The organism is Mangrovicoccus sp. HB161399 (assembly GCF_013184745.1).
Taxonomy (GTDB): Bacteria; Pseudomonadota; Alphaproteobacteria; order Rhodobacterales; family Rhodobacteraceae; genus Mangrovicoccus.
Genome location: NZ_JAATVU010000012.1, coordinates 75,941 through 101,321 on the forward strand (window position 1 = coordinate 75,941; position 25,381 = coordinate 101,321).

Here is a 25,381-nt window from a genome sequence, read left to right on the forward strand (position 1 = left end):
GGATCAGCCGCCGTAGATCGGGAAGGCGGCGCAGAGCGCCTCGACCTCGGAGCGCACCGATGCCTCGACTTCCGCATCCCCCTCGGGGTTGTCGGCCAGCGCATCGATGACCTTCAGGATCAGCGAGCCGATCTGCTCGAACTCGGCCTCGCCGAAGCCGCGGGTGGTGCCTGCCGAGGTGCCCAGGCGGATGCCCGAGGTCACGAAGGGCTTTTCCGGGTCGTTCGGGATCGCATTCTTGTTGCAGGTCAGGCCTGCCCGCTCCAGCGCGATCTCGGCCGCCTTGCCGGTGACGCTCTTCGGCTGCAGGTCGACCAGCACCATGTGGCAGTCGGTGCCGCCCGAGACGATGCCGAGCCCGCCCACGCGCAGCACGTCGGCCAGCGCCTTGGCGTTCTCGATCACCTGGCCTGCATAGTCGGCGAAGGAGGGCTGCAGCGCCTCGCCGAAGGCCACGGCCTTGGCGGCGATCACATGCATCAGCGGCCCGCCCTGGTTGCCCGGGAAGACGGCGGAGTTGATCTTCTTCGCCAGCGCCTCGTCATTGGTGAGGATCACGCCGCCGCGCGGACCGCGCAGGGTCTTGTGCGTGGTGGAGGTGGTGACATGGGCATGGGGCACCGGGTTCGGGTATTTCCCGCCCGCGATCAGCCCCGCGTAATGCGCCATATCGACCATCAGATACGCGCCGACCTCGTCCGCGATCTTGCGGAAGCCTTCGAAGTCGATGACGCGCGGATAGGCCGAGGCGCCCGCCACGATCAGCTTCGGCTTGGTTTCCAGAGCCAGTTCGCGGACCTTCTCCATGTCGATCAGGTGGGTGACCGGGTCGACCTCGTAGGAGACCACGTCGAACCACTTGCCGGACATGGTCACCGGCGAGCCATGGGTCAGGTGCCCGCCATGGGCCAGCGACATGCCCATGATGCGGTCGCCGGGCTGCAGGAGCCCGAGGAACACGGCCTGGTTGGCCTGTGCGCCGGAATGAGGCTGCACGTTGGCGTATTCGGCGCCGAAAAGCTGCTTGAGCCGGTCGATCGCCACGGCCTCGACCTTGTCGACGAATTCGCAGCCGCCGTAATAGCGCTTGCCGACATAGCCTTCGGCGTACTTGTTGGTCAGCACGGAGCCCTGCGCCGCCATCACGTCCGGGGACACGATGTTTTCCGAGGCAATCAGCTCGATCTGGGTCTTCTGGCGCTGGAGCTCTTCGGCCACAGCTTCTGCGATCGCGGAATCGGAGATCCCGGCGGGAAGTTGGTCGTACATGTGGACTCCGTAAGGGTCAGAGGGTCTCGGCGGCCAGTTCCCGGCAACCGGTTTGCAGAAGGCCCAGCATGTGCGGGGCGAAGCTGTGCCAGACATCGAGACGGAACTTCGTCTCGGCGTCGCGCCACAGGACGACCGTCTGGCCGTCGAAGAAGGTCCGCCGCCCGGCACCGACCGCGATCGTGGCCGGGTCGCGGGCCAGGCCCAGCGTCATCAGGTCGACCGCGCGCGGGCCGTCGATGGCGACGGTGGTCTCGCGGCCCGAGATGTCGACCAGGCTGTGGGGATGCGCGTCATAGACCGACGCCCCCGCCGCCGCGACGGCGGCGACGTTTTCCGGCGCGGTCAGCAGCACCCATTCGTCCGGGCCGAGGCAGAGCGCCTCGATCCCGTTCTCTTGCGTGCGCCCGCCGATCTTGCCCGGCAGGGCGATCCCCAGCGCCGTTTCCAGCGCCGAAAGGTCGCCGCGGGCGCGGAGCGACAGGCGCCCCGGAGCCGCGGTGACGGTGACCCGGGCGGCGGCGGTATCCGCCAGCGTGCCGGGGGTCAGGAGAGTGGCATGTTGGGTCATGGGTCCGTGCCTCCGGCTCAGATCTTCAGCTTCGTGTTTTCGGGATCGAAGAACACGGTCCCGGTGATCTTGGCGGCGATGGTGCGGTCGGGCATCGGGATATGGACGGTCTCGCCCATCTTGGCATGCCCGCCCTCGACCAGCGCCAGCGCGATCGGACGCCCCGTGGTGCCCGTCGAATAGGACGAGGTCACGTGGCCGCGCATGGTCATCGGCACCGGCTGCGCCGGGTCGAAGACGATCTGCGCGCCTTCCTCCAGCTTCGAGCCGTCCTCGGTCAGCAGGCCGACCAGCTGCTTGCGCCCCTCGGCGACGAGGTCCGGACGCATCAGGCCGCGCTTGCCGACGAAGTCGGGCTTGGCCTTGCCGATCGCCCAGCCCATGCCGCAGTCTTGGGGCGTGACCGTGCCGTCGGTGTCCTGGCCGACGATGATGTAGCCCTTCTCGGCGCGCAGCACGTGCATGGTCTCGGTGCCGTAGGCGGTGATGCCGTATTGCTGGCCCGCCTTCCAGATCGTCTCCCACAGGCGGCGGCCCATCGGCGCGGGCACGTTGACCTCGAAGCCGATCTCGCCGGTGAAGCTGACGCGGAAGAGGCGCGCGGGCATGCCCGCCACGGTGCATTCCACGCAGGACATGTGCGGGAAGGCCTCCTCGGTCAGCTCGACGCCCTCCACGAGCGGCGCCAGCAGCTTGGCCGCGTCCGGGCCGTTCAGCGCGATGGTGGACCACTGCTCGGTCGTCGAGGTCAGCCACACGTTCAGGTCCGGCCATTCGGTCTGGAGGTAGTCCTCCATCATGTTCATGACCCGTGCCGCGCCGCCGGTGGTGGTGGTGACGTGGAACTTGTCCTGGCCGAGGCGGCCGATCACGCCGTCGTCGCGGATGTAGCCGTCATCGCCCAGCAGCAGGCCGTAGCGGCAGCGTCCGACCCCGAGCTTGGTCCAGGGGTTGGTGTACATGCGGTTCATGAACTCGACCGCATCGGGGCCCACAACCTCGATCTTGCCCAGCGTCGAGGCGTCGAAGATGCCGACCGACGCGCGGACAGCGGCGCATTCGCGCGCGACTGCCTGGTCCATGTCCTCGCCCGCCTTCGGGAAGTACCAGGCGCGGCGCCACTGGCTGACCGGCTCGAACACCGCGCCGTTTTCCGCGGCCCAGCTGTCGATATGGGTCTTGCGGGTCACCTCGAAATGGTGGCCGCGATGGTAGCCCGCGAAGGCGCCGAAGGTGGTCGGCGTGTAGGGCGGGCGGAAGGTGGTCAGGCCAACCTGCGGCTGTTTCCGGCCAAGCGCGTCGGCGGCGATGTTCAGGCCGTTGATGTTCGACATCTTGCCCTGGTCGGTCGCCATGCCGTTGGTGGTGTAGCGCTTGACGTGCTCGATCGACTTCATGCCTTCGCGCACGGCAAGGCGCAGGTCCTTGGCGGTCACGTCGTTCTGGTAGTCGACGAAGGCCTTCGCCTTGCCCGGAGACAGGTCGGTCGGCAGCTCCTTGTGGGTCGCGCCGGTGCCGGCGCGGTCGTTCTTGACCGCCGGCACGCCTGCCACGGCCGACTGGCCGAGCGCGGCGGCAACCTCCTGGCCCTTCTCGGCCCCGTCCGCCAGAGCGGCGGCGACGCCCCAGAGACCGCGGCCCGCGCCTGCGATGACGCAATCCTCCGGCGTATAGGCCGGCAGGAAGGTGGTGCGGTCGTCGTCCCAGGCGAGCTTGCCCTGGGTGTGCGAGAACAGGTGCAGCGACGGCGTCCAGCCGCCCGACATCAAGAGCGCGTCGCAGGCGATCTCCTCGGCCGCGCCGACCTGGCCCGACTGCATCGGGTTGACGCGCACCGATTTCACCCGCAGGCGGCCCTTGGTGCCGGTGGCGGTGTAGCCCTTGAGCACGCGGATGCCGCGCGACTTGGCACCCTCCAGCAGGTCCTCGCGGACGTCGCTGCGGGTGTCGATGATAGCCTGCACCTTCGCGCCGCTGTCGGCGAGGTCGAAGGCGGAGTACCAGGCGCTGTCATGCGAGGTTACGATGGCGGGGCGGCGGCCGACCAGGACGCCGTAGCGGTTCAGGTAGGTCTGGGCCGAGCCCGCCAGCATCACGCCGGGACGGTCGTTGCCGTGGAAAACCAGCGGCTTTTCCAGCGCGCCCTGGGCCAGAACAACCTGCTTGGCGCGCATCCGCCACAGCCGTTCGCGCGGAACGTCCTTCGGCAGCGTCTCCAGATGGTCGGTCAGCTTCTCGACGAGGCCGATCAGGTTCTGGTGGTAGTACGCGATCGCCGTGGTGCGGGTCATGATCTTGACGCCGGCTGCCTTCAGCGCGGCCAGCTCGGAGGCCAGCCAGTCCCATGCCGGCTTGCCGTCGATCACGGCCTGCGGCTCGGAAAGCAGCGTGCCGCCCGCTTCGGGGTTCTCGTCGACGAGGACGACCTTCAGCCCTTCGACCGCGGCCGCACGGGCAGCGGCGAGACCGGCCGGACCGGCGCCGACGACCAGCACGTCGCAATGCGCGTTGCGCGAGGCATAGGTGTCCGGATCCGCCTCGGTCGGGCTGACGCCCAGGCCTGCGGCGGCACGGATGAAGGGCTCGTAGACCTTGTCCCAGAAGCTGCGGGGCCACATGAAGGTCTTGTAGTAGAAGCCGGCCGAGAACAGCATGTAGGCGGCGTCATTGACGGCGCCGATGTCGAATTTCAGGCTCGGATACTTGTTCTGGGAGTTGGTCTTCAGCCCTTCCCAGATCTCCTGCACGGTGGCGCGGGTGTTCGGTTCGAACCGGCCGTCGCCGCGGCGGGTGCCGATCAGCGCGTTGGGCTCTTCCGAGCCGGCCGCGACCGGGCCGCGCGGGCGGTGGTACTTGAACGACCGGCCCATCAGGTGCACGCCGTTGGCGAGCAGCGCGGAGGCCACGGTGTCGCCCTTGGCGCCCTTGAAGCGCTTGCCGTCGAAGGTGAAGCTGACCGCGCGCGAGGTGTCGACGCGGCCTTTGCCGGGAACGCGGTACTGGCTCATTTGCCCTTCTCCGTCAGCGACTCGATGGAGGGACGCGGCGCGCCCGCCTCGTAGGTGGTCAGGAACTTGTCGGTGATCGTGTTGCGCACCGCGTTGAAATAACGGCCGCAGCCATGGAAGTGGCGCCAGCGCTCGTAGTGGTTGCCCTTCACGTTGTCGCGCAGGAAGAGGAAGGATTCCCATTCCTCGTCGGTCACCGCCGAGGGGTTTTCCGGGCGGACGATATGCGCCTCGCCGGCATAGGTGAACTCGACCTCGGGCAGGGTCTCGTCGCAATAGGGGCAATGGATCAGCAGCATGGGTCTTTCCTCAGTGCGCGACGGCGGCGGCGGCGGCTTCGTCGATCAGCCTGCCGGTGCGGAAGCGGTCGAGCGAGAACGGGGCGTTGATCGGGTGCGGCTCGTCCTTGGCGATGGTATGCGCGAAGACATGGGCCGAGCCGGGCGTGGCCTTGAACCCGCCGGTGCCCCAGCCGCAGTTGACATAGAGGTTCTTGACCGGGGTCTTGCCGATGATCGGCGAGCGGTCCGGGGTGTTGTCGGTGATCCCGCCCCATTTGCGCAGCATGCGCATGCGGTTGAAGATCGGGAAGACCTCGGAGATCGCCGCGATGGTATGCTCGATCAGCGGCAGGCCGCCGCGCTGCGAATAGGAGACGTACTGGTCGGTGCCGGAGCCGATCACCAGCTCGCCCTTGTCGGACTGCGAGCAGTAGGCGTGGACCGCGTTCGACATCACGACGCAGGGGAAGATCGGCTTGACCGGCTCGGAGACGAGCGCCTGCAGCGGCATGGATTCCAGCGGCAGGCGGACGCCCGCGGTCGCCATGACCATGCTGTTGTGGCCCGAGGCCGAAACCCCGATCTTCTTGCACTTGATGAAGCCCTTGTCGGTATCGACGCCGATCACCGCCCCGTCGGGGCCGCGGCGGATCGCCTGGACCGCGCAGTTCTGGATGATGTCGACGCCGCGGGCCGCAGCGCCGCGGGCATAGCCCCAGGCCACTGCGTCGTGGCGCGCGGTGCCGGCACGTTCCTGCAGCGCGCCGCCCATCACCGGATAGCGGGCATCCTTGGCGATGTTGATCGGCGGGCAGTATTCCTTGCACTCCTCCGGCGTCAGCCAGCGGTTGTCGACGCCGTTCAGCCGGTTGGCGTGGATGTGCCGCTTGAAGCTCTGCACGTCATGCACGTTGTGCGCCAGCATCAGGCAGCCGCGGTTCGAATACATGACGTTGTAGTTCAGCTCCTGCGACAGGGTCTGCCACAGGTCGACCGAGTGGTCGAAGAGCCGCGCGCTCTCGTCGTAGAGGTAGTTCGAGCGGATGATGGTGGTGTTCCGGCCGGTGTTGCCGCCGCCGAGCCAGCCCTTGTCGATCACCGCGATGTTGGTGATGCCGTGCTCCTTCGCCAGGTAGTAGGCCGCGCCCAGGCCATGGCCGCCGGCGCCGACGATCACCACGTCGTACTCGGCCTTGGGCTGCGATTCAGGCCATTGCTCGGTCCAGGCCTTGTGGCCGCCGAGGGCGTTCTTCACCAGGTTGAATGCGTTGAAGCGCGTCATGTCGGGGTAGCCTTCTACGGAGGAGTAGACGTGACCATAGAACCCGGTGCAGAGTCGCGATTGGAGGAAAACGACAGCCGGAAAGCAGAATCGCGTCATGACCACGCCGCAAGCCCAGCCCCGCAAGCGCCTGCGCGTCGCCTTTCTCCTGGCGGACCGCTTCACGCTGTCCGCCTTCGCCAATTTCGTCGACGTGCTGCGGCTGGCGGCGGACGAGGCCGACCAGTCGCGGCCGATCCTCTGCGACTGGAGCGTGCTGTCGGACACGATGGAGAACGTCCGGTCCAGCTGCGGCGTGCGGGTGGAGCCGGACCGGCGGCTGCGCGATGCGGGCGAATTCGACTACATCGTCGTGGTCGGCGGCATCATGGGCGACCGCGCGGCACTGTCCGCGCCGATGCTGGCCTTCCTCAAGGCGCGCGCCGCGGCCGGCGTGCCGATCGCCGGGCTCTGCACCGGGGTGTTCATCCTGCAGGAGGCCGGGCTGCTCGCCGGATACCGCTGCTGCGTCAGCTGGTTCCACCACCAGGACTTCCTCGAGCGCTTCGAATCCGAACGTCCCGTCTCGGACCAGATCTTCGTCGTCGACCGCGACCGGCTGACCTGCTCGGGCGGACATGGCGCGGCGCATCTGGCCGCCTTCCTGGTGCAGCGCCATGTCGGCCAGTCCGCGGCGATCAAGAGCCTGAACATCATGATGATCGACGAGGCGCTGGAGGGCGAGCGGCCGCAGCCCGGACAGCTGCTGTCGAAGCGCGCCACCGATCCGCTGGTGCGGCGCGCGGTGCTGAGGATGCAGCAGCATATCGAGCTGCCCCTGCCGGTGGGCGAGATCGCCGCAGCGCTCGGCGTGGCGCGGCGCACGCTGGAGCGGCGCTTCCTGGCAGATTTGCGCCAGACGCCGCTCAAGGTCTATCTCGACCTGCGGCTGGAGCGCGCGCTGGTGCGGCTGCGCGAGACCGAGGCCACCGTGGCCGACATCGCGCTGTCCTGCGGCTTCTGCGACGCCTCGCACCTGACCCGCACGCTGCGTGCCGAGCGCGGCATCACCCCGGCCGAATACCGCCGCGCCCGCGCCGCGCCCTCCGAGGACACGATGGCGGTCGGCGTGTTCCTTCCGCCGAAGGCGTGAGGCCCGTCCCGACCCGCACCGGAAGGCGAGCCGCACCAGCAGAAACCCGTGCCGGCAGCGCCGCGAAATGTTGGAGGAACCGCAGGTGAACCGGCCTTCCGGTTCCGCACCACCCAATTGACTTGAAACCCTTTTGTTCCTTTCCGGAGCGCCTTCTCCTTCGGCTCCCCTGGCGGCCGCTCTCATCGCATGGCGCCTCCCCGGCACGGCCCGTTCGGAAGCACCTGCTGCGCGGGGACACCCGCTCCGCCCACGGGACAATGGCCGTCGATGGCGGCAACGGCGATGTCCACGATCTGGCAACGGCCGCAAGCGCGCCCGCCGGCAGAGACCAGTCGCCTCAATTTCTTTCCGGCAACCGGAGCGGCCCCCGACCTTTCCTCCGCTCCTCCGCGGTCCTGCCGCAGCGACATCCCTTTCGGCCCGCGCAGTGCAATGCTCCGGCCGCATGCCTGCGGCCGTTCGAATGGCCTCCATGCCTGCCCCGGATCGCCGTTTTGCCGCCTGTAGGGCATGCTCAGCGCCAGGGAAGCAAACGCGCGCCGCGCCATCGTTGCCGTACCCGTCGGCACGGACATGACCTGAAAGGCCGGCGAGGTCACCATCCGCCTCCGCCATGCCGCGGAATTCATAGCGCAGCCCCGCGGCGGGACCAGGGCCTCCTCGGCAACCGCGCTGCCGCGATCCGGCTACGGAGGCCCCCGACGGCGCCGGAATGCTTCCGAGGCGGATCGGCCACATGCCGACCCTCCGCGAAAAGACCGCCGCCACCGGATTGCAGCTCGGCACAAAGATTCCGATGAAATGCGGCCTGTCAGGCGAGCAGCCGCCGCTGTCGTTCATCATCAAGGGCGGGTCTCGCGCGACTTCCTGCTGCGGACCGCTCTCGATAGCTGCACGCAGCTCGCCGCTTGCGCCGGTTCCGGCCGCCTTGGCACCGGGCAGATCGCGAATGCGCCGGGCTCAAACCCCGAACAGGCCGCGGCGCCGGATGCGCCGCTGCGGGACTGGCCGTCTGCGACCGTGCCCCTGCCCGCCGGTTGGGCCGGTCTTGGCCTGCCAGCCGCCGCGCCGGACGGTTCCGGGTTGCAAGCACTTGATCCCCAAGTAGAATGATCACTGCAACCGGCGGCGCGGAAGGATGGCGGCATGGCGGATTTCAGAGATGTTCTGGCGCTCGCGGCGCTGCCCGCGGGCAAGGTCGTCACGGTCACGCTGGACGGCCATGTCATCGGGCTGGCGCTGCTGGACGGCATGCCGCGCGCGTTCCAGAGCCTCTGCCCGCATGACAAGGCCTCGCTGAAGGACGGGCGGGTCGAGGGCTGCGAAGTCCATTGCCCCCGGCATTTCGCGCGGTTCGACCTGGGCACGGGCCGGGTCTCGGCGGGCTGGCGGGTGAACGACCTGAAGCTCTATCCGGCACGGATCGCCGGAGACCGGGTGGAGGTCGACGCCGAGGCCGTCCGGCAGAACCCGCCGGACGGTGCGAAGAAGGTCTGGGACTTCACCTGAGCCGGACGGCTCAGGCGAGGACCGGCGGCGGGATCAGCGGCGAGTCCGCGTCGAACTTCTCGCCGTCCTTGAAGCACATCACCGGGCGGACCAGCTTGTCGGTCACCACCTCGACGCCGGAATTGTCGAACAGCTTGAAGCGGCCTTCCTGGATTTCCAGCACCGAGATGTCGGCGATGCGCCCGACCTGCAGCGAGCCCAGCTCGTCCGACTTGCCCAGCACCGTCGCGGGGTTCTCGGTCACCGTCGCCACAACATCGTTCAGCGACATGCCCAGCGTCATCAGCTCGGTCATCGCCACGGTCAGGTTGAAGGGCGCCGCGCCGAAGAACGGGTTCGACTCGCGCACGTCCTTCTCCAGCCCCTCGGGCGGCACGGTGACGTTGAAGCCGTGCATGTCCGCGCCCAGGGTGAAGGGCTTGATGCCGGAATCCAGCACCTTCTTGGCCACTTCGAAGCTGAAATGCGAGCCGTGGCCGACATCGACGCGCACGCCGCGCGCGATCGCCTCGAACACGATCGGATGGACCTCGCCCTCTTCCGAGACGAAGCCGCCGGGATGGCGGGTGAAGGGATGGGCGAGCATGTCGCCCTCCTCCATGATCGGCACCAGCTCGCGGATCAGCTCGTCCGGATCCGGCACCGGACCTTCCTCCAGCGACGGCCAGAGCTGGCCGAGATGGATGTAGAGCGGCAGGCCGAGCTCCTTCGAGATCTGCTTGCCGATCTTGATGACCTCCATGCCCCAGCGCGACTGGCCACCGATCTCGGCATGGGCCTTCACGCCGCGCACGATGTCGAGATTCTCCTTGCCGATCCGGATCGTGTGCTCGGCATTGACGCCGTGCGGACCGTAGAGGTCCGGATACATGTGGCCTTCGAGCCCGCCCACCAGATAGGCCGAGATGAAGCAGTAGAGCTTGGTTTTGGAGCTGGTGTCGAGATAGTGCTTGAACCCGCCCAGCGTCATGCAGGACGGCCCGCCCTGGTCGATGATCGTGGTCACGCCCGAGCGCACGCCGACCATGTCGGGATTGAGCCCGAAGCTGCCGGTGACATGCTGGTAGACATGGCCGTGGGTGTCGATCATGCCTGCGGTGACAACCTTGCCCTCGAGGTCGATCACCTCGGCGCCGGCGGCGTCCAAGGACGGCTCGATGGCCGCGATCCGGCCGCCCGAGACGGCGATGTCGAACAGCCCGTCGCGGCCCGTCACGGTGTCGATGACCCGGCCGCCCTTGAGGACGGCGTCGTATCCCTGTTTCATCTATGTACCTCTTGTCACTCGAAAACCTGGGGAAATCAGACCGGAAGACAGGCAGCAAACACCTGACCGGAATATGAATTCATGCGTTTCCGTGGCATCTTCTTGAATTCATCAGTAGACTGACTAATCTGCGGTTTCAAGACAGGAAAGCTTATCGCTCCGCCAAGGTTGCCTTATGGAAGGAAAGTCATGAGTCCCGCCCGCCGTTCCCCCCGTCCCCGTCCGGTCCTGCCGCATCGCAAGGCATCTGCGGGGGGCCGTCGATGAGTTTCTGGGCGGGAATTTCCCCGCGCCTGGCCGGCTGCCTTCCCCTGGCCCGCGCGCTGCCCGGCCTGCCGGCCAAGGTGCTGCTGCATGCGGGACCGGCCTTCTCCGCACCGGCCGCCTGTCCGCGCCCGGTTCTGAACGCGGCCGTCGCCGCGGTGCTGGCCGAGGGCTGGGCCGGGACGCCGGAAACCGCGGAAGCCGCGGTCCTGTCCGGCGCCCTGCCGCTAGTTCCGGCGCAGGATCACGGGCTGGTCACCCCGCTGGCCTGCGTCGTGACGCCCTCGATGCCGGTGCTCGCGGCCGAGGCGGGAACGGCCCGCGCTCTGTCCCCGGTCAATGACGGCCCGCCCGCCGGCGCGCTGCGCTTCGGGGCGGCCGATCCGGCGGCTCAAGTGGCCCGGATCGGGGAGATGGCAGCGCTGGCGGATCCGCTGGCCGCAGCCATCGGCGGCGGCGTTCCGCTGCTGCCGCTGATGGCGGAGGCTCTGGCCCAGGGCGACGACCTGCACGGCTCGGTCGCGGCGATGACCGGCTTGCTCGCGGAGCAGCTCGGGCTGGACGGCGCGGCCGGAGCCTACGCGCGCACGCCGCTTTTCGCGCTGAACGCGGTGATGGCGGCGGCGGCGGCGATGCTGCAGGCCGCGGCGGAGGCCAATCCGGTGCCGATGGTGATTGCCGCAGGCGGCAACGGCGTGGCGTTCGGCTGGAAGACTTCGGAGGACCCGCACAGTTGGCACATCCGCCCTGCCCTGCCCCCCGTGGGTCCGCGGATGGATGGCGGCGCGGCCGTGGTCCTGCCCGCGATCGGCGACAGCGCGGTGATCGACGCACTCGGACTGGGCGGTCCGGCGCTGCGCCAAGCCCCGGCCTTGATGGAAGCGCTCGCGCCCTACCATCCAGCGGATACCTTCGCGCCGAGCGACATCTTCCTCGCCCCGCATCCGGAACTGCCGGGCGACATTCTGCTGGGCCTGCCCGGCATCGCCGTGGCGGAGCATCCGGGCGTCATGCTGGCCATGCTGGGGGCCGGCGGAGAGGGCCTTGTCGGGCGCGGCCTCGCGCCCTGGCCCGGCTGATGCGCTCCGGATCGAAGCTGCATCGCCTCTCGCGGCCCGACATCCCGGAGGTCAGCGCGGAGGGCGATGCATGATTCTTCGGATCGAAGCCGGAAAGCGCCCGGGCCTCCGGGGTCCCGGGGCTTCCGAGTTTCTGCAGTGAAGCGTTAACCTTCCCTTGGTCGGGAGATTTGCGGCGCGCAACTTGGGGCACCCCTGCCATAGGACCGGATCGTCGGCGAAAGGCGCGGCAGCAGCGGGCGCGGCGACAGGATGTCCGCCGGAGCCGGAAGGGCGTTTGGCCGCGTATTTTCGAAGCTGTGCCTGCTGACCCGGACCCAGAGCGTCTGGTTGTCACTGCCGCCAGAACGATCATCCGCGCCGGCCAGCACGCTTCCGGTGCAAGAAAAGCGGCCGGAAGCCAGTCCATCCTCCCCTGCCGCGGCCCCGGCAGAAAGTGGCACATGGCGGGGCGGGGCCACCGCCGACCGTTTGCGCTTCGCCTCATCCGACTGCCGGAAGGGAGATGCACCTCAGGCCCCGGGATTGATTTCCGGCGAGCCTTCCGCGGTTGCAACGGCCGGCACGGCCCATGACGGCGGCGCGACGCGCCGGACAATTGCCGACAAGGGCGCTGCAGCGGTCATCCCGGGCAGTCCATTGTGGGCCAGGGCGCAGCCGCTTGACCGCGCCCGCAATGCACCGAGCCGCTTGATCGACGCGGCGGACCACCGCGGGAGGGCCGCGGTCCTGCGCCGGATCGGAGAATTGCCCAAGGACCCTAGGACGCGCGCAGCCGTTCCGGCTCGAAATGCGGGATCGCCGAGACGAGCTTCTGGGTGTAGGCGTCCTTCGGGGCGTGCAGGACCTCCTCGGCCGTGCCGGTTTCGACGATCCGGCCGCGGTTCATCACGATCACCCGCTCGCAGAGCAGACGCACCACGTTCAGGTCGTGGCTGACGAAGATGTAGCTCATCCCCAGCTCGCGCCGCAGCCGGTCGAGCAGTTGCAGAACCACCGCCTGCACCGAAACGTCGAGCGCCGAGGTCGGCTCGTCGAGGATCAGGAGCAGCGGGTCGGTGGCGATGGCCCGTGCGATGCCGACCCGCGCCTTCTGCCCGCCGGAAAGCTGGTGCGGATAGCGGCTCAGCAGGTTGGCGGGCAGGCCGACCATCTCGGCCAGCTCGGCGACCTTGCGCGCGATCTCGCCGCCGTCGCGCATCCCCGAGATCCGGCGCAGCGGCTGGGCGATCGCCTCGGCGGCCGACCAGCGCGGATCGAGGCTGTCATGCGCGTCCTGGAACACCATCTGGATGCGCCCGCGTTCCGGCATGCGGGCGAAGCGCGCGGCGGGGTGCTGGACGATGTCCTGGCCGTCGAAGACGACGGAACCCGAGGTCGCGTCCTGCAGCCGGGCGATGATCGAGGAGGTCGTGGACTTGCCGCAGCCTGACTCGCCCACCAGCCCGAGGCTTTCGCCGCGCATCATCTGGAAGCCGATGCCGTCGACGGCGCGGAAGGGCGCGGGCTTCCTCCCGAAGAAGCTGCCGCCGCGCTTGGGGAATTCCTTGACCAGATCGACGACTTCCAGCAGGCGCTCCGGTCCCGGCTCCCGCTTGCGCGGCGGCGCGATCGAGGGCGGCGCCTCGGGCAGGCCGCCGGTCAGGTCGGCCAATTCCGAGCGCGGCCCCGGCGAAGCGGCGATCAGCTTCTGGGTATAGGGGTGCTGCGGGCTGGTGAAGAGCTGGACCACCGGCGCGGTTTCCACCACATGGCCCTTCTCCATCACCACGATCCGGTCGCAATATTCCGCGGCCATACCCAGATCATGGGTGATCAGCACCACGGACATGCCGCGCGCCTTGGTCAGATCCCGCACCAGATCCATCGTCGCCTTCTGGGTCGTGACATCAAGCCCGGTGGTCGGCTCGTCGGCGATCAGCAGCTTCGGCGAACAGGCCAGAGCGAGGGCGATCATCACCCGCTGGCACATGCCGCCCGACAGCTCGAACGGATAGCTGTCGACGCGCTCCTCGGGGTCGTTGATCTTCACCTGCTTGAGAAGCTCGATGGCCTTGGCCCGGGCATCCGTGCGCCCGGCAAGCGCATGGCGTTTCAGCACGTCGCCGATCTGCTGGCCCACCGGCATGATCGGGTTCAGCGCCGCCCGCGGGTTCTGGAAAATCATCGAGATCTCGCGGCCCCTCAGCTCCCGCTGCCGCCCCTCGACCGGCTTGCCGTCATATTCGACGCCGCCATGGGTGATCCGCCCCGCCTGATCCAGGAGCCCGATCACGGTATAGGCGCTGACTGACTTGCCAGAGCCGCTTTCGCCGACCACCCCGACGACCTCTCCGGGCGCGACCTCGAAACTGACCTCGTGCAGCGCCTGGACGTCGCCCTTGCGGGTCTTGAAGGCGATCGACAGGGTCTCGACTTTCAGCAGCGGTGCCATGGCGGGCCTCATGTCCGGCGGGTGGGGTCGACCATGTCGCGCAGGCCGTCCCCCATCAGGTTGAAGCAAAAGACGGCGAGCATCAGGGCGGCGCCCGGGAAGAGCGCGAGCCACCATTCGCCCGAGACGATGTAGCTGGCGCCCTCGGCGACCATGATGCCCCATTCGGCAGCGGGCGGACGGACGCCGAGCCCGATGAAGCTGAGCCCGGCGGCGTTCAGGATCGCCCAGCCGAGGTTCAGCGAGATCTGCACCATCATCGGCGGCAGCACGTTGGGGAAAAGCTGGGTGGCGAGAATGCGCAGGTCGGAACTGCCCGAAAGCCGCGCCGCCTGCACGTAGCCTGCGTTGCGGCGCACGGCGACCTCGGCACGGGCGACGCGGATGTAGAAGGGCAGGTTGATGACGGCGGTGGCGTAGATGACGTTCTCGACCGTGTTGCCCATGGTCGCGACCACGCCCATGGCGAGCACGAAGAGCGGGAAGGCCATGATCGTGTCGGAGAGCCTCCCGACGATCCGGTCGGTCCATCCGCCGCGGAAGCCCGCGAGGCAGCCAAGCGCCGAGCCGATCACGAAAGACAGCGCCACCGCCGAGAAGGCGATGCCGAGATCCAGCCGCGCGGCGACGATCACGCGGGAAAGCACGTCACGGCCCAGATGGTCGGTGCCGAATGGATGCGCCCAGCTGGGCGGCTGCAGCGCGTTGACCGCGCGGGTGGCCAGCGGGTCATAGGGCGCGATCAGCGGACCGAACACTGCCATCGCCGCAAGCAGCGCGAACAGCGCGAAGCCGATGACGGTCAGCGGGTTCTCCGACATCGTGTAGCGCAGGCGGGCGATTGCGGCCATCTCAGCTCTCCAGCCCGACGCGCGGGTCGATCAGGGTGAGGACGACGTCGATGACGAGGTTCACGACGACGAACAGGAGCGCCATGCACAGGACGAAGCCTTGCACCGCGGCATAGTCCGAAGCCACCAGCGCACCGATGGCGTAGCTGCCGATGCCGGGCCAGGAGAAGACCTTCTCCACAAGAACGTTGGCGCCGAGGAGGAAAGAGAAGACCATGCCCAGCGTGGTCAGGACGGGCAGCGCGGCGTTGCGGAAGGCGTAGATCCACAGCACCCTTGCCCCGCCCAGCCCGTTGGCCCGCGCCGTGCGGACATAGTCGCCCGACAGCGCCGAGAGCATCGCGGCCCGGGTCATCCGCGCAATCGGGGCCAGCGCAAAGAGGCCGAGCGTCACCGCGGGCAGAACCATCTGGCGAAGCGCGGCCCAGAACACCTCCCAGTCGCCGGCAAGCAGGGCATCGATCGTGTAGAAGCCGGTCACCGGCGGCGGCGAGAGATAGAGGAAGTCGAGCCGTCCCAGCGGCGAGGGCGCCCAGCCGAGCAGGTAGTAGAAGACATAGATCAGGAAGAGCCCGGTGAAGAAGGTCGGCAGCGACACGCCCGCCGTCACCAGCACCCGGCAGAGATGGTCGATCCAGCTGCCCGGACGGGTCGCGGCCAGCACGCCCAGCGGAATCGCCACCGCCATGGCGAAGAAGAGGCCGGCGAAGGTCAGCTCCAGCGAGGCCGGCAGCCGCGCGGCAAGCTCGTTGAGCACCGGCTGGCCGGTGGTCAGCGAATTTCCGAGATCCCCCTGCAGGAGATCTCCGAGATAGTAGACGAACTGGACCGGAAGCGGCTGGTCCAGCCCCAGCTCTGCCCGCACCTGCGCGATGGTCCCGTCATCCGCCATCAGCCCGGCGAAGAACACCGCCGGATCCCCCGGCAGGGCACGCGTGAGCAGGAAGGTGATGACGATCACGCCGAAAACCGGGGGGATCGCCTGCAGGATCCGTCCGCCGATGCGGGAGAGCTTTTCCATGGCTCAGCCCTTGGCCATGTTGGACAGCGCCAGCTGGCGGTGGAACCAGGAGACGTAGCCGGTGACCTCGGGCTTCATCGCCGCGTCCAGATAGGGCTGGTAGAGCGGGATGCGCGGCACGTCCTCGAAGGCGATCTCGATCATCCGCTTGACGTTCGGCGCATAGGCCGGATCGTCGGTCTCCATGGTGAGGGTCTCGTCGACGAGCTTGTCCATCTCGGGGTTGGAGTAGTTCGACGAGTTGAACAGGTGCCCCTCGATATAGGCCCAGTAGAAGTAGTAGTCGGGATAGTTCAGCCAGCCGCCGAAGTTCTCCAGGTGCATCGGCAGGCGCTTCTCGACCAGCGCCGCGGTGCGCCACTGGGCACCCGGGATCTTGTCGAGCGTGGCGGTGATGCCGATCTTGGCCAGCGACTCCTGGATCAGCAGCGCGGTGGGCTCCATCCAGTCGGCAAGGCCCAGATTGTAGGACAGCGTGGTCTCGAACCCGTCGGCCATCCCGGCTTCCGCCATCAGCGCCTTGGCCTTCTCGATGTCGGTCGCATAGGGGAAGGGCTGCGGCCATTCGATGGTCGAGGGGCTCATCTCGTCCCCGCCCCACATCTGCTTGCCGCGGCCATAGGCGCCCGCCGCCAGGATGTCCTCGTAGGGCAGTGCATAGGCGATCGCCTGGCGCACCAGCTTGTTGTCGAAGGGCTCGAAATTCAGGTTCAGCCCCAGCACGTGCAGGCAGTTGTCGACCGGCGCGCCCTCGACCTTGGCCTTGCCGCTCTCGCCCAGCTCCTTGGCGTCCTTGGCAGGCACGTCCATGTAGAAATCGACATCGCCGCGCTCCAGCAGCGCACGGCGCGTCGCGGCCGACGGCACTTCGCGGACGATCACGCGCTTCAGCGCCGGCAGCTCGCCCAGTTCCCAGTCATCGTTGCGCTCGTAGACGAATTGCTGGCCCGGGTCCCAGCGGGTGATCTTGAACGGGCCGGAGCCGGCCGGGTTCTCGTGCAGGTACTCGGTCGCCCAGGGGTCGTCCGCGGTTGCATGTTCCTTGGCAACCTTCGAGTTGATCACCAGCGGCACTGGCACGGCGAGGTCGGGCAGCGCCAGCTTCGAGGACGCGGGCAGATCGACCCGGAAGGTCATCTCGTCCACGACGACGAACTGGTCGGGCTCGGACATGGAGCCTGCCTTCATCTGCACCAGCGGGAAGCCGCCCAGCGTCACCGCGCGGTCGAAGGACCATTTCACGTCCTCGGCGGTCACCTGGCTGCCGTCCCAGAACTTCGCCTTCGGGCTGATCTTGAAGGTGATCGACTTGCCGTCCCCGGACACCTCCCAGCTTTCGGCGATCTCGGGCTCGATCACGGTCGAGTCGTAGGACAGCGTGCCGTCCTCCAGCGTCTTGGTGCCGAAGCGGACCAGCCGGTCATAGACGTTCACCGCCACCTGGTAGGAGGGCCGGTTGGTGCCAGAGCGGTGCAGGTCGAGGCTGTTGATCGTGTCGCCGATCACCACGACCAGCGTGTCGCTGCCCGCTGCCGCCGAGGCCGGCAGAGCGCGCAGGAAGGGAAGCAGCGCGGCGCCGCCGAGCGCGGCGGAGCCGGTCCTGAGGAAGTCGCGTCGTTTCATCTTGATCTCCATGTCGGTCATCAGCTGGCCGCTTTCGCGGTCTGGTTTTCGAGGAAGGCCCGCCAGCCGCCGAACTGCGAGATCTCGGTGGCGTCGGGGACGGCCGCGGACTCGCAGAGGAAGCCCAGGACCTTGCGGCCATCGGAAATCGTCAGCGTACCGATGGTCAAGGGCGAGGGGACGCCTTTCATGAAACTGCCCATCTGCGATTCAGGTATTGCCCATAGCTCGACCGCGATGGAGTGTCCCTGCCCGTTCTGGTCGCAGCGCACGAGGCCCGGCCGCTTCGGCGGCCCGCCTGCCAGAGCATAGAAGCGGTAGTCGGGCGCGGTCTCTGCCGCCTCCAGGAAACGCCCGCCGCGCGAGGTCAGCTCGTGGTTCAGCGGCAGTCCGGACATGTGCGCGCCGACCGCGGCGACGACGATCTCGTCCTCGGCGGCCTCCGGCGCGGCTTCGGCCAGCGGCGGCATCTCCCAGCCCATGGCGCCCGGCGCCCCTGCCAGCTGGGCCTGCAGCACCCGGCCCAGCGAGGCCAGCAGCGCATCCTTCCCGGCCGGCGCGATCAGCGTCACGTTCCCGGGATGCCCGTCCGGGCGCGGCATCACCGGCACCGCCAGCGCCGCCATGTCGAGCAAGTTGACGAAATTGGTGTAGGTTCCCAGCCGCGAATTGGCGGCGACCGGCTCTGCTTCGATATCGGCCAGCGTGCAGAGCCCGGGAATGGTCGGAACGCAGAGCATGTCGAGCCCTTCGGTCATCTCCTCGGCCATCCGCTTCAGGTCGCGGAACCGGTACTGCGCGCGGAATGCATCCGTGGCCGAGAATTGCAGCGCCTTGCCGACGATTTCGTGGATCACCGGCAGAACCTCGTCCGGCCGGTCGCGCATGATCTCCTCGATAACCGCGTGTCGCTCGGCCACCCAGGGACCTTCGTAGAGCATGATGGCGATGTCGTAGAGCGGGGTGAAATCGAGCTCGGCGATGCGGTGGCCCTGCGCCGCGAGATAGGCCAGGGCGGCGTCGAAATTCTCTTCCTGCGCGGTATCGCCGAAGAATTTCCGCGTCGCCTTGTCCGGCACGCCGATGGCAAGCTGCGGCACCGGGCCGGGCACCGGCGCGGCGATCCTGCGGGAATAGGAGTCGCCGGCGTCATAGCTGGCGGCGGCGCGGAACACGGCATGGGCGTCATCCACCGTCAGCGCGAAGACCGAGATGGTCTCGCAGCTGCGGCAGGCCGGGACCACGCCCGTGGCCGAGAAACTGCCCAGCGTGGGCTTCAGCCCGACAATGCCGTTCATGGCGGCAGGCACCCGGCCGGATCCGGCGGTGTCGGTGCCCAGCGAGAATGTCACCAGCCCCTTGCCGACCGCGACGCCCGACCCGCCCGAGGATCCGCCCGGCACCAGTTCCGGGTTGATCGCATTGATCGGCGCCGGCCCGGTGGTGCGGGTGCCGTTCAAACCGGTGGCGAACTGGTCGAGGCTGGCCTTGCCGACCGGAATCGCCCCGGCCTCGCGCAGCTTCGCCACGACGAAGGCATCTTCGCCAGGGACATAGGCGAAGGCCGGGCAGCCTGCCGTGGTCGGCCAGCCCCCGACATCTATGTTGTCCTTCACCGCGAAGGGCAGCCCGTAGAGCGGCTTGGCCGCCGGATCGAAGGGCCCCAGCGCCTCGGCCATGGCAACCAGCTCGGCCTCGTCTGCTAGATGCAGGAAGATGCCCGGATCCTCCGCCGCGACAATGCGGCGGCGGCATTCGCGCATCGCCTCCATCGGCGTGAGACCGTCCGCATAGGCGCGGTGCAGCGAGGCGAGGAAGAAGGGGAGGTCCTGGATCATGCGCTCGGTTCCGTTCTGAAGTCGCTTTCAGGGAACCACTCGCGCGCGCTGCAGGATACTGCTATTTTTGCGCCATCGCGATGCAGGATTTGCACCACGAAAGGAGGCCCGATGCGGTTCCAGACGACGCTGAGATATATCGACATGGTGGCCCGCACCGGCTCGATCCGGAAGGCGGCAGAGTCGCTGTCGATCACTTCCACCGCGCTCAACCGCCGGATCCTCGCCTTCGAGGAGGAGCTGGGCGCCGACTTGTTCGAACGGATGTCGACCGGCGTGCGGCTGTCGGCGGCGGGCGAGCTGCTGCTTTTGTCGGCACGCAACCAGATCGGAGAGATGGAGCGGCTGAGGGCGCAGATCGCCGACCTCAAGGGCGAGCGCCGCGGCCATGTGTCGATCGCCTGCAGCCAGGCGCTGCTGCCGTATTTCTTCCCCGAGCAGATCGCCGCCTACCGCGCCGCGCATCCTCTGGTGACCTTCAACGTGATGCAGCGCGACCGCGCCGCCGCCGAAGAGGCGCTGGCCGACCGCAGCGCGGATCTGGCCGCGGTGTTCGAGCCCGCGCAGCTGACCGATTTCCACGTGCTGCTAGCCGTCGACCAGCCGGTCCACGCGGTGATGGCCGAGGACCACCCGCTGGCCGCGGAACCGGAACTTCGCTTGCGCGACTGCCTGCGCTATCCGCTGGTGCTGCCGACCGGGGCGATCTCGGTGCGCAGCCTCGTCGATGCCGCCGCCCGGCGGATTTCCTCGCCGATGAAGGTGACCGTGACCTCGGACAATTTCGAGTTCATGCGCAACCTGACGCTGTCCGAGCCGGTCATCGCCTTCCAGATCCCGATCGGCCTGCCCGATCCCTCGCGCGCAGACGGCACGGTCAGCCGCCCTGTCGACCGCCGCGACCTTGCTGCCGGGCGCATCTATCTGGGGCATCTGCGCGGGCGGGTCCTGCCGGTTGCCGTCGCTGGTTTCGCCCGGCAGATCCAGCAGGTCCTGGCCGACCGCTTCGGCTGATCGCGCCGGAAATCTCGCCATGGCGGGTTGCGCGGGAAAATATGCACTGTAGACTGATAATCAGTATGCTTGCAGTATCGGCGGCACCGCCGCCCGCGTGAAGGAACATTGCAGTGGAAAGCTCGGGAAGCGGTGTCGGCGCCTCGGTCAGGCGTCTCGAGGACGACCGGTATCTGGAGGGGCGCGGCCGCTACGTGGGCGATATCCGGATGCCGGGAATGCTGGAGGTCGCCTTCCTGCGCAGCCCCGTCGCCCATGCCGAGCTGCGCGGCGTCACGAAGCCCGCTGGCGCCGGGCACCAGGTGTTTGCCGCCGCAGATCTGGCGGGCGTTCAGGGCATCCGCGCCGATAGCGGCCTGCCCGGCTTCCGCAGCTCGATCCAGCCGGTGCTGGCCTGCGACCGCATCCGCCACGTCAACGAACCCATCGCCGCCTGCGTCGCCCAGACCCGCGCCCAGGCGGAGGATCTGGCCGACGCGACGCAGATTGCCTATGACGCGCTGCCTGCCGTCCACGACATGCTGAAGGCGCGCGACGCCGATGCCCCGCTGCTGCATGCCGGCTGGGAGGAGAACGTCTTTCTCGAAAGCGGCTTCGAGGCCGGCTTCGACGCCGCCACCGAAGGTGCCCCGGTGAAGATCCGCCGCCAGTACCGCACCGCGCGGCAGTGCATGTCGCCGATGGAGGGCCGCGGCGTCGTCGCCTACATGGACGAGCAGGCCGACCAGCTCGTCGTCGTCACCTCCACGCAGATGCCGCATATCGTCCGCAACGGGCTCGCCGAATGCCTCGGGCTCGACCAGGGACGGATCCGCGTCATCGCCCCCGATGTCGGCGGCGGCTTCGGCTACAAGGGGATCCTGCTGGCCGAGGAGGTCGTGCTGGGCTGGCTTGCGCTGAACCTGCGCCGCCCGGTGCGCTGGATCGAGGACCGGCGCGAGCAGCTCGCCGGGAACGCCAATTGCCGCGAACACTGGTACGACATCACCGGCTATGCCTCGCCCGACGGCCGCCTGCTGGCGGTCGATTGCGAGGCCGTGGTCGATAGCGGCGCCTATTCCGCCTATCCCTTCTCCGCCTGCCTCGAGGCCGCGCAGGTCGCCTCGATCCTGCCCGGGCCATACAAGATGGACGGCTTCCGCTGCCGCACCTGGTCGGTGGCGACGAACAAGCCCGCGATCCTGCCGTACCGCGGCGTGGCGCGCACCGGCGTCTGCTTCGCGATGGAGCTGGTCATGGACGAGCTGGCGCGCGAGATCGGCATGGAGCCCGCCGAGTTCCGCCGCCGCAACCTGGTGACCGGCTCCGAGATGCCCTTCGTCAACATCACCAACAAGATCTTCGACTCCGGCGACTATGTCGAAGCGCTGGACCGCACGCTGGCCGATCTCGACCTGCCCGCCCTGCGCGCGCGCCAGGCTGCGGGCGAGCCGGACGGGCGGCTGATGGGCGTCGGCCTGTCGATCTTCTGCGAACAGGGCGCGCATGGCACCTCGGTCTATTCCGGCTGGGGCATCCCGATGGTCCCGGGCTTCGAGCAGGCCACCGCGCGGATGACGCCGGATGGCGGGCTGGAGCTGCGCGTCGGCGTCCAGAGCCATGGCCAGAGCCTGGAAACCACGCTGGCGCAGATCGCCAACGAGGTGCTGGGGGTGGAGCCGCGCAAGGTTAAGCTGGTCCATGGCGACACCGCGCTGACGCCATATTCCACCGGCACTTGGGGCTCGCGCTGCATCGTCATGGCCGGGGGCGCGGTCGCCACCGCCTGCGAGGAGCTGGCGGAGCGCGTGAAGAAGATCGCCGGGACGCTGCTTCAGGCCGATCCGTCGGAGATCCTGCTTGGCGACGGCGAGGCGCGCGGACCCGGCGGGTCGGTGCCGCTCTCCGAGATCGGCAAGGTCTGGTACCACCGGCCGCAGGATCTGCCCGAGGGCGTCGATCCGGCCGGGCTGGAGGCGACGAAAGGCTACAAGACCGTGCGCGACACCGGCACCTTCTCCTATGCCTGCCATGCCGCGGTGGTGCTGGTCGACCCGGGCACGGGCGAAGTCGAAATCGAGAATTACCGCATCACCGAGGATGGCGGCGTCCTGGTGAACCCGATGGTCGTGGACGGCCAGGTCTGGGGCGGCGCAGTGCAGGGGATCGGCACGGCGCTCTACGAGGAAATGCCCTATGACGGCGAGGGCCAGCCGCTTGCCACGACGCTGGCGGACTACCTGCTGCCCGGCGCGGCGGAGGCGCCCTCCATCGCCATCGGCCATATGGAGACCCCCTCGCCGATCAGCCGCTTCGGCCAGAAGGGCATCGGCGAAAGCGGCGCCATCGGCCCGCCGGCAGCCATCGGCAACGCGGTGAACGATGCGCTGCGTCCCTTCGGCGCCGCCATCGCCCAGGTGCCGATCACGCCCGAACGGGTGCTCGCTGCCCTTGCCATGGGAGCGCGCGCATGAAGCCCGCCCCGTTCGACCTGATCCCCGCAAGGACGGCGGCCGAGGCCCTGCCGCACCTGACAGGCCCGCGCGACGCCAAGCCGGTTGCCGGCAGCCAGTCGCTCGGCCCGATGCTGAACCTGCGCCTCGCCCGGCCGGAGCTTCTGGTCGATCTCTCCGCCTGCGCCGAACTGCGCGCCGTGACGCAGGAACCGGATGCGATCCTGTATGGCGCGGCCGTGACCCATGCCGAGTTCGAGGATGGCGCGGTGCCGGATGCGACGCCCGGCTGGCTCGCGCCGATTGCCCGGCGCATCGCCTATCGTGCGGTGCGGAACCGCGGCACCATCGGCGGCTCGATCGCCCATGCCGATCCGGCGGCCGACTGGGTGGCGACGATGACCGGGATGGGCGCCTCCGTCCGCATCCTCGGGCCAAGGGGCGCACGCGAGCTGCCAATGGCGGCGTTCGTCACCGGCGCGCTCTCCACCGCGCTGGAGCCGGGCGAGATCGTCACCGCGATCCGCGTGCCGCGGCGCGGGCCGGACGCGCGCTGGTCCTACTGGAAGTTCTGCCGGAAGACCGGGGAATTCGCCAAGGCCTCCGCCTGCGTCCTCGCCGACCCCGAAAGGGGCGAGTACCGCGTGCTGGCTGCCGCCATCGAACGCGCGCCTGTCGAGCTGCCCGATCCGGAAGGATTGATCGAGGGCCGCACCGATCCGCGCGCGGCGGTCGAGGCCGCCCTCCCCTTCCTCTCCCCCGAGCGCCGCGCGCTGCAGGCCACCGCCACGATCCGCGCGCTCGCCGCCCTCAAGACCGGAGTCCCCGCATGACCGCCTTCACCGTCAACGGCCGGGAGGTCCGCTTCGAGGGCGAGGCGCGCACCCATCTGGCGGATTTCCTGCGCGAGGACATGGGGCTGACCGCCACGCATCTGGGCTGCGAGCACGGCGTCTGCGGCGCCTGCACGCTAGTCAAGGACGGCAAGCCGGTGCGCAGCTGCATCACCTACGCAGCCGCCTGCGAGGGCGCCGAAATCCGGACGCTGGAGGATTTCCGCGACGACCCGCTGATGGCGCGGCTGCGCGCGGCCTTCAAGGAACATCACGGGCTGCAATGCGGCTTCTGCACGCCGGGCATGCTGGCCACCGGCTATGACATCGTCACCCGCCTGCCCGATGCCGACGAGGCGCGGATCCGCGAGGAGCTGTCGGGCAATCTGTGCCGCTGCACCGGGTACATGGGCATCGTCGCGGCGATCAGCGCGGTGCTGGCCGAAGGACCGCACGAGCGCCCCGGATTGCCCGCCCGCGCGCCGCAGATCGGCGCCGCCGATTTCGGCCGCCCGGCCGCAGTGCCCCCCGTGGCCGCCTCCGCAAGCGCGCCCGCTGCGTCCCGGCCCGCCCCGCTGACGGATGGCGTCACCATTGCACGCGCAGCGCGGATCGGCCTGCCCGCCACCGATGTGTGGGCGGTGCTGTCGGATTTGAGGCAAGTCGCGGCCTGCCTGCCCGGCGCCTCGGTGGAACGGATCGAGGGCGAAGCCGTCGAGGGCGCCTTCGCCGCGCGCATCGGCCCGATGACCGCGAAATTCCGCGGAACGGCCTTCGTCAGCTACGACGCGGCGGCAATGAGCGGTTCCGTCGCGGGCGCGGGCGGCGACCAGGGCTCGCGCTCCGCCGCGCAGGGCGAGATCGGCTTCTCCCTGGCACCGCAGGGCGAGGCGGCCTGCGAGCTGCGCTGCCGGATCGCCTACCGCCTGACCGGCCCGCTGGCCCAGGTCGGCCGCCCCGCCATCGTCGAGGGCATCGTCGACCGGATGCTGCAGGACTTCACGGCCAATGTCGGAGCCGCCGCCCGCGGCGAGGCCCCCGCGGAAACGGCGGCCCCCGGAATCGCGGGTTTGATCCTGGCGGCGCTGCGGAATATCTTCGCACGCAACGGAAAGCGCGGAGACCCCTCTTGACCGAAGACATGCACGGACTGCCCGAGGCGCCCGACGACGGCGGCGAGACCCCCGCCCTGATGCGCGCGGCCTGCGACAATGACTGGGCGGGCACCGGGCTGCGCGACCGCCCCGGCTTCCTGATCCGGCGGCTGCACCAGATCCATACCGCGCTGTTCATGCAGGAATGCGCCAGCGAAGGCCTGACCCCGGTGCAGTATTCCGTGCTGACCGCGCTCGGCCAGATGGGACCGTCCGAACAGATCGCGATTTCCCGCGCGGTCGGGCTCGACCGGACCAGCACGGCGGATGTCATGCAGCGGCTGGAAAAGCGCAAGATGATCCGGCGGCGGACCTCGCCCAAGGACCGCCGCTCCAAGATCGCGACGCTGACGGAGGTGGGCGAGAGCCTGCTGCAGCGGATCGACGAGGCGGCTTCGACGGCGCATACTAGGACGCTGGAACCGCTGGGTCCGGACGAGCGGCGCGAGCTCATGCAGGCGATGCGCAAGATCGTCGACGCCTTCCCCGACCTGGAGCGCAAGGCCTTCTGACACG

The 25,381-nt window shown here is 68.8% G+C and carries 19 protein-coding genes; 8 read left to right on the plus strand and 11 right to left on the minus strand.

Annotation, left to right across the window (positions count from 1 at the left end):
- Nucleotides 1-3: 3 nt before the first annotated feature.
- Genes glyA through HCC78_RS09175 form a run of 5 tightly spaced genes read right to left on the minus strand, consistent with a single transcriptional unit; the run spans nt 4 to nt 6,411 of the window.
- Complete coding sequence (glyA, locus tag HCC78_RS09155; protein ID WP_172328461.1) at nt 4-1,269, minus strand: serine hydroxymethyltransferase; 1,266 nt, start codon at nt 1,267-1,269, stop codon at nt 4-6.
- Between the two features lie 16 nt (nt 1,270-1,285).
- The gene (locus tag HCC78_RS09160) at nt 1,286-1,840 is read right to left on the minus strand and encodes a sarcosine oxidase subunit gamma (RefSeq protein ID WP_172328463.1); all 555 of its coding nucleotides are present in this window, start codon (nt 1,838-1,840) and stop codon (nt 1,286-1,288) included.
- Between the two features lie 17 nt (nt 1,841-1,857).
- Entirely contained in the window at nt 1,858-4,848 is a 2,991-nt protein-coding gene (locus HCC78_RS09165) for a sarcosine oxidase subunit alpha (protein ID WP_172328465.1), read from the minus strand.
- A complete protein-coding gene (locus HCC78_RS09170; RefSeq protein WP_172328467.1) occupies nt 4,845-5,147 on the minus strand; it encodes a sarcosine oxidase subunit delta in 303 nt (100 codons plus the stop codon). Before HCC78_RS09170 ends, HCC78_RS09165 begins: the two co-directional genes overlap by 4 nt.
- 10 nt (nt 5,148-5,157) lie before the next feature.
- The gene (locus HCC78_RS09175) at nt 5,158-6,411 is read right to left on the minus strand and encodes a sarcosine oxidase subunit beta family protein (protein ID WP_172328469.1); all 1,254 of its coding nucleotides are present in this window, start codon (nt 6,409-6,411) and stop codon (nt 5,158-5,160) included.
- A 97-nt stretch (nt 6,412-6,508) separates the two neighbouring features.
- Between HCC78_RS09175 and HCC78_RS09180 the strand changes: the two genes are divergently transcribed.
- The gene (locus HCC78_RS09180) at nt 6,509-7,543 is read left to right on the plus strand and encodes a GlxA family transcriptional regulator (protein ID WP_172328470.1); all 1,035 of its coding nucleotides are present in this window, start codon (nt 6,509-6,511) and stop codon (nt 7,541-7,543) included.
- Nucleotides 7,544-8,692: 1,149 nt separating this feature from the next.
- A complete protein-coding gene (locus HCC78_RS09185; protein ID WP_172328471.1) occupies nt 8,693-9,055 on the plus strand; it encodes a Rieske 2Fe-2S domain-containing protein in 363 nt (120 codons plus the stop codon).
- Between the two features lie 10 nt (nt 9,056-9,065).
- Here the strand turns inward: HCC78_RS09185 and HCC78_RS09190 are convergent, their stop codons facing one another.
- Nucleotides 9,066-10,322: an amidohydrolase/deacetylase family metallohydrolase gene (locus tag HCC78_RS09190; RefSeq protein WP_172328472.1), complete on the minus strand. Its 1,257-nt coding sequence runs from the start codon at nt 10,320-10,322 to the stop codon at nt 9,066-9,068.
- Nucleotides 10,323-10,585: 263 nt separating this feature from the next.
- Here HCC78_RS09190 and HCC78_RS09195 point away from each other — a divergent pair, with 263 nt between their 5' ends.
- Nucleotides 10,586-11,665, plus strand: a complete 1,080-nt coding sequence (locus HCC78_RS09195) for a DUF1116 domain-containing protein (RefSeq protein ID WP_172328473.1) — start codon at nt 10,586-10,588, stop codon at nt 11,663-11,665.
- Nucleotides 11,666-12,425: 760 nt separating this feature from the next.
- Here HCC78_RS09195 and HCC78_RS09200 read toward each other — a convergent pair.
- Genes HCC78_RS09200 through atzF form a run of 5 tightly spaced genes read right to left on the minus strand, consistent with a single transcriptional unit; the run spans nt 12,426 to nt 19,432 of the window.
- Nucleotides 12,426-14,099 (minus strand): ABC transporter ATP-binding protein, encoded by a 1,674-nt coding sequence (locus HCC78_RS09200; RefSeq protein WP_172328474.1) that lies wholly within the window; start codon nt 14,097-14,099, stop codon nt 12,426-12,428.
- Nucleotides 14,100-14,107: 8 nt separating this feature from the next.
- Nucleotides 14,108-14,950 carry an ABC transporter permease gene (locus tag HCC78_RS09205; RefSeq protein WP_172328475.1) on the minus strand — a complete coding sequence of 281 codons (843 nt, stop codon included), beginning with the start codon at nt 14,948-14,950 and terminating at the stop codon, nt 14,108-14,110.
- Between the two features lies 1 nt (nt 14,951).
- The gene (locus HCC78_RS09210) at nt 14,952-15,971 is read right to left on the minus strand and encodes an ABC transporter permease (protein ID WP_172328476.1); all 1,020 of its coding nucleotides are present in this window, start codon (nt 15,969-15,971) and stop codon (nt 14,952-14,954) included.
- A gap of 3 nt (nt 15,972-15,974) precedes the next feature.
- Entirely contained in the window at nt 15,975-17,594 is a 1,620-nt protein-coding gene (locus HCC78_RS09215; protein ID WP_172328477.1) for an ABC transporter substrate-binding protein, read from the minus strand.
- Between the two features lie 20 nt (nt 17,595-17,614).
- Complete coding sequence (atzF, locus tag HCC78_RS09220) at nt 17,615-19,432, minus strand: allophanate hydrolase (RefSeq protein WP_172328478.1); 1,818 nt, start codon at nt 19,430-19,432, stop codon at nt 17,615-17,617.
- Between the two features lie 111 nt (nt 19,433-19,543).
- Here atzF and HCC78_RS09225 point away from each other — a divergent pair, with 111 nt between their 5' ends.
- The 5 genes from HCC78_RS09225 to HCC78_RS09245 all read left to right on the plus strand — a co-directional run bounded on the left by HCC78_RS09225 (nt 19,544) and on the right by HCC78_RS09245 (nt 25,377).
- On the plus strand, nt 19,544-20,446 hold the full coding sequence (locus HCC78_RS09225; protein ID WP_172328479.1) for a LysR family transcriptional regulator: 903 nt from the start codon (nt 19,544-19,546) through the stop codon (nt 20,444-20,446).
- Between the two features lie 113 nt (nt 20,447-20,559).
- Complete coding sequence (locus tag HCC78_RS09230) at nt 20,560-22,899, plus strand: xanthine dehydrogenase family protein molybdopterin-binding subunit (RefSeq protein ID WP_371743799.1); 2,340 nt, start codon at nt 20,560-20,562, stop codon at nt 22,897-22,899.
- The gene (locus HCC78_RS09235) at nt 22,896-23,711 is read left to right on the plus strand and encodes a xanthine dehydrogenase family protein subunit M (RefSeq protein ID WP_172328480.1); all 816 of its coding nucleotides are present in this window, start codon (nt 22,896-22,898) and stop codon (nt 23,709-23,711) included. The genes HCC78_RS09230 and HCC78_RS09235 overlap by 4 nt, the downstream gene beginning before the upstream one ends.
- Nucleotides 23,708-24,844: a 2Fe-2S iron-sulfur cluster-binding protein gene (locus HCC78_RS09240; protein ID WP_172328481.1), complete on the plus strand. Its 1,137-nt coding sequence runs from the start codon at nt 23,708-23,710 to the stop codon at nt 24,842-24,844. Before HCC78_RS09235 ends, HCC78_RS09240 begins: the two co-directional genes overlap by 4 nt.
- Nucleotides 24,841-25,377, plus strand: a complete 537-nt coding sequence (locus tag HCC78_RS09245) for a MarR family winged helix-turn-helix transcriptional regulator (RefSeq protein WP_216671084.1) — start codon at nt 24,841-24,843, stop codon at nt 25,375-25,377. Before HCC78_RS09240 ends, HCC78_RS09245 begins: the two co-directional genes overlap by 4 nt.
- Nucleotides 25,378-25,381: the final 4 nt, after the last annotated feature.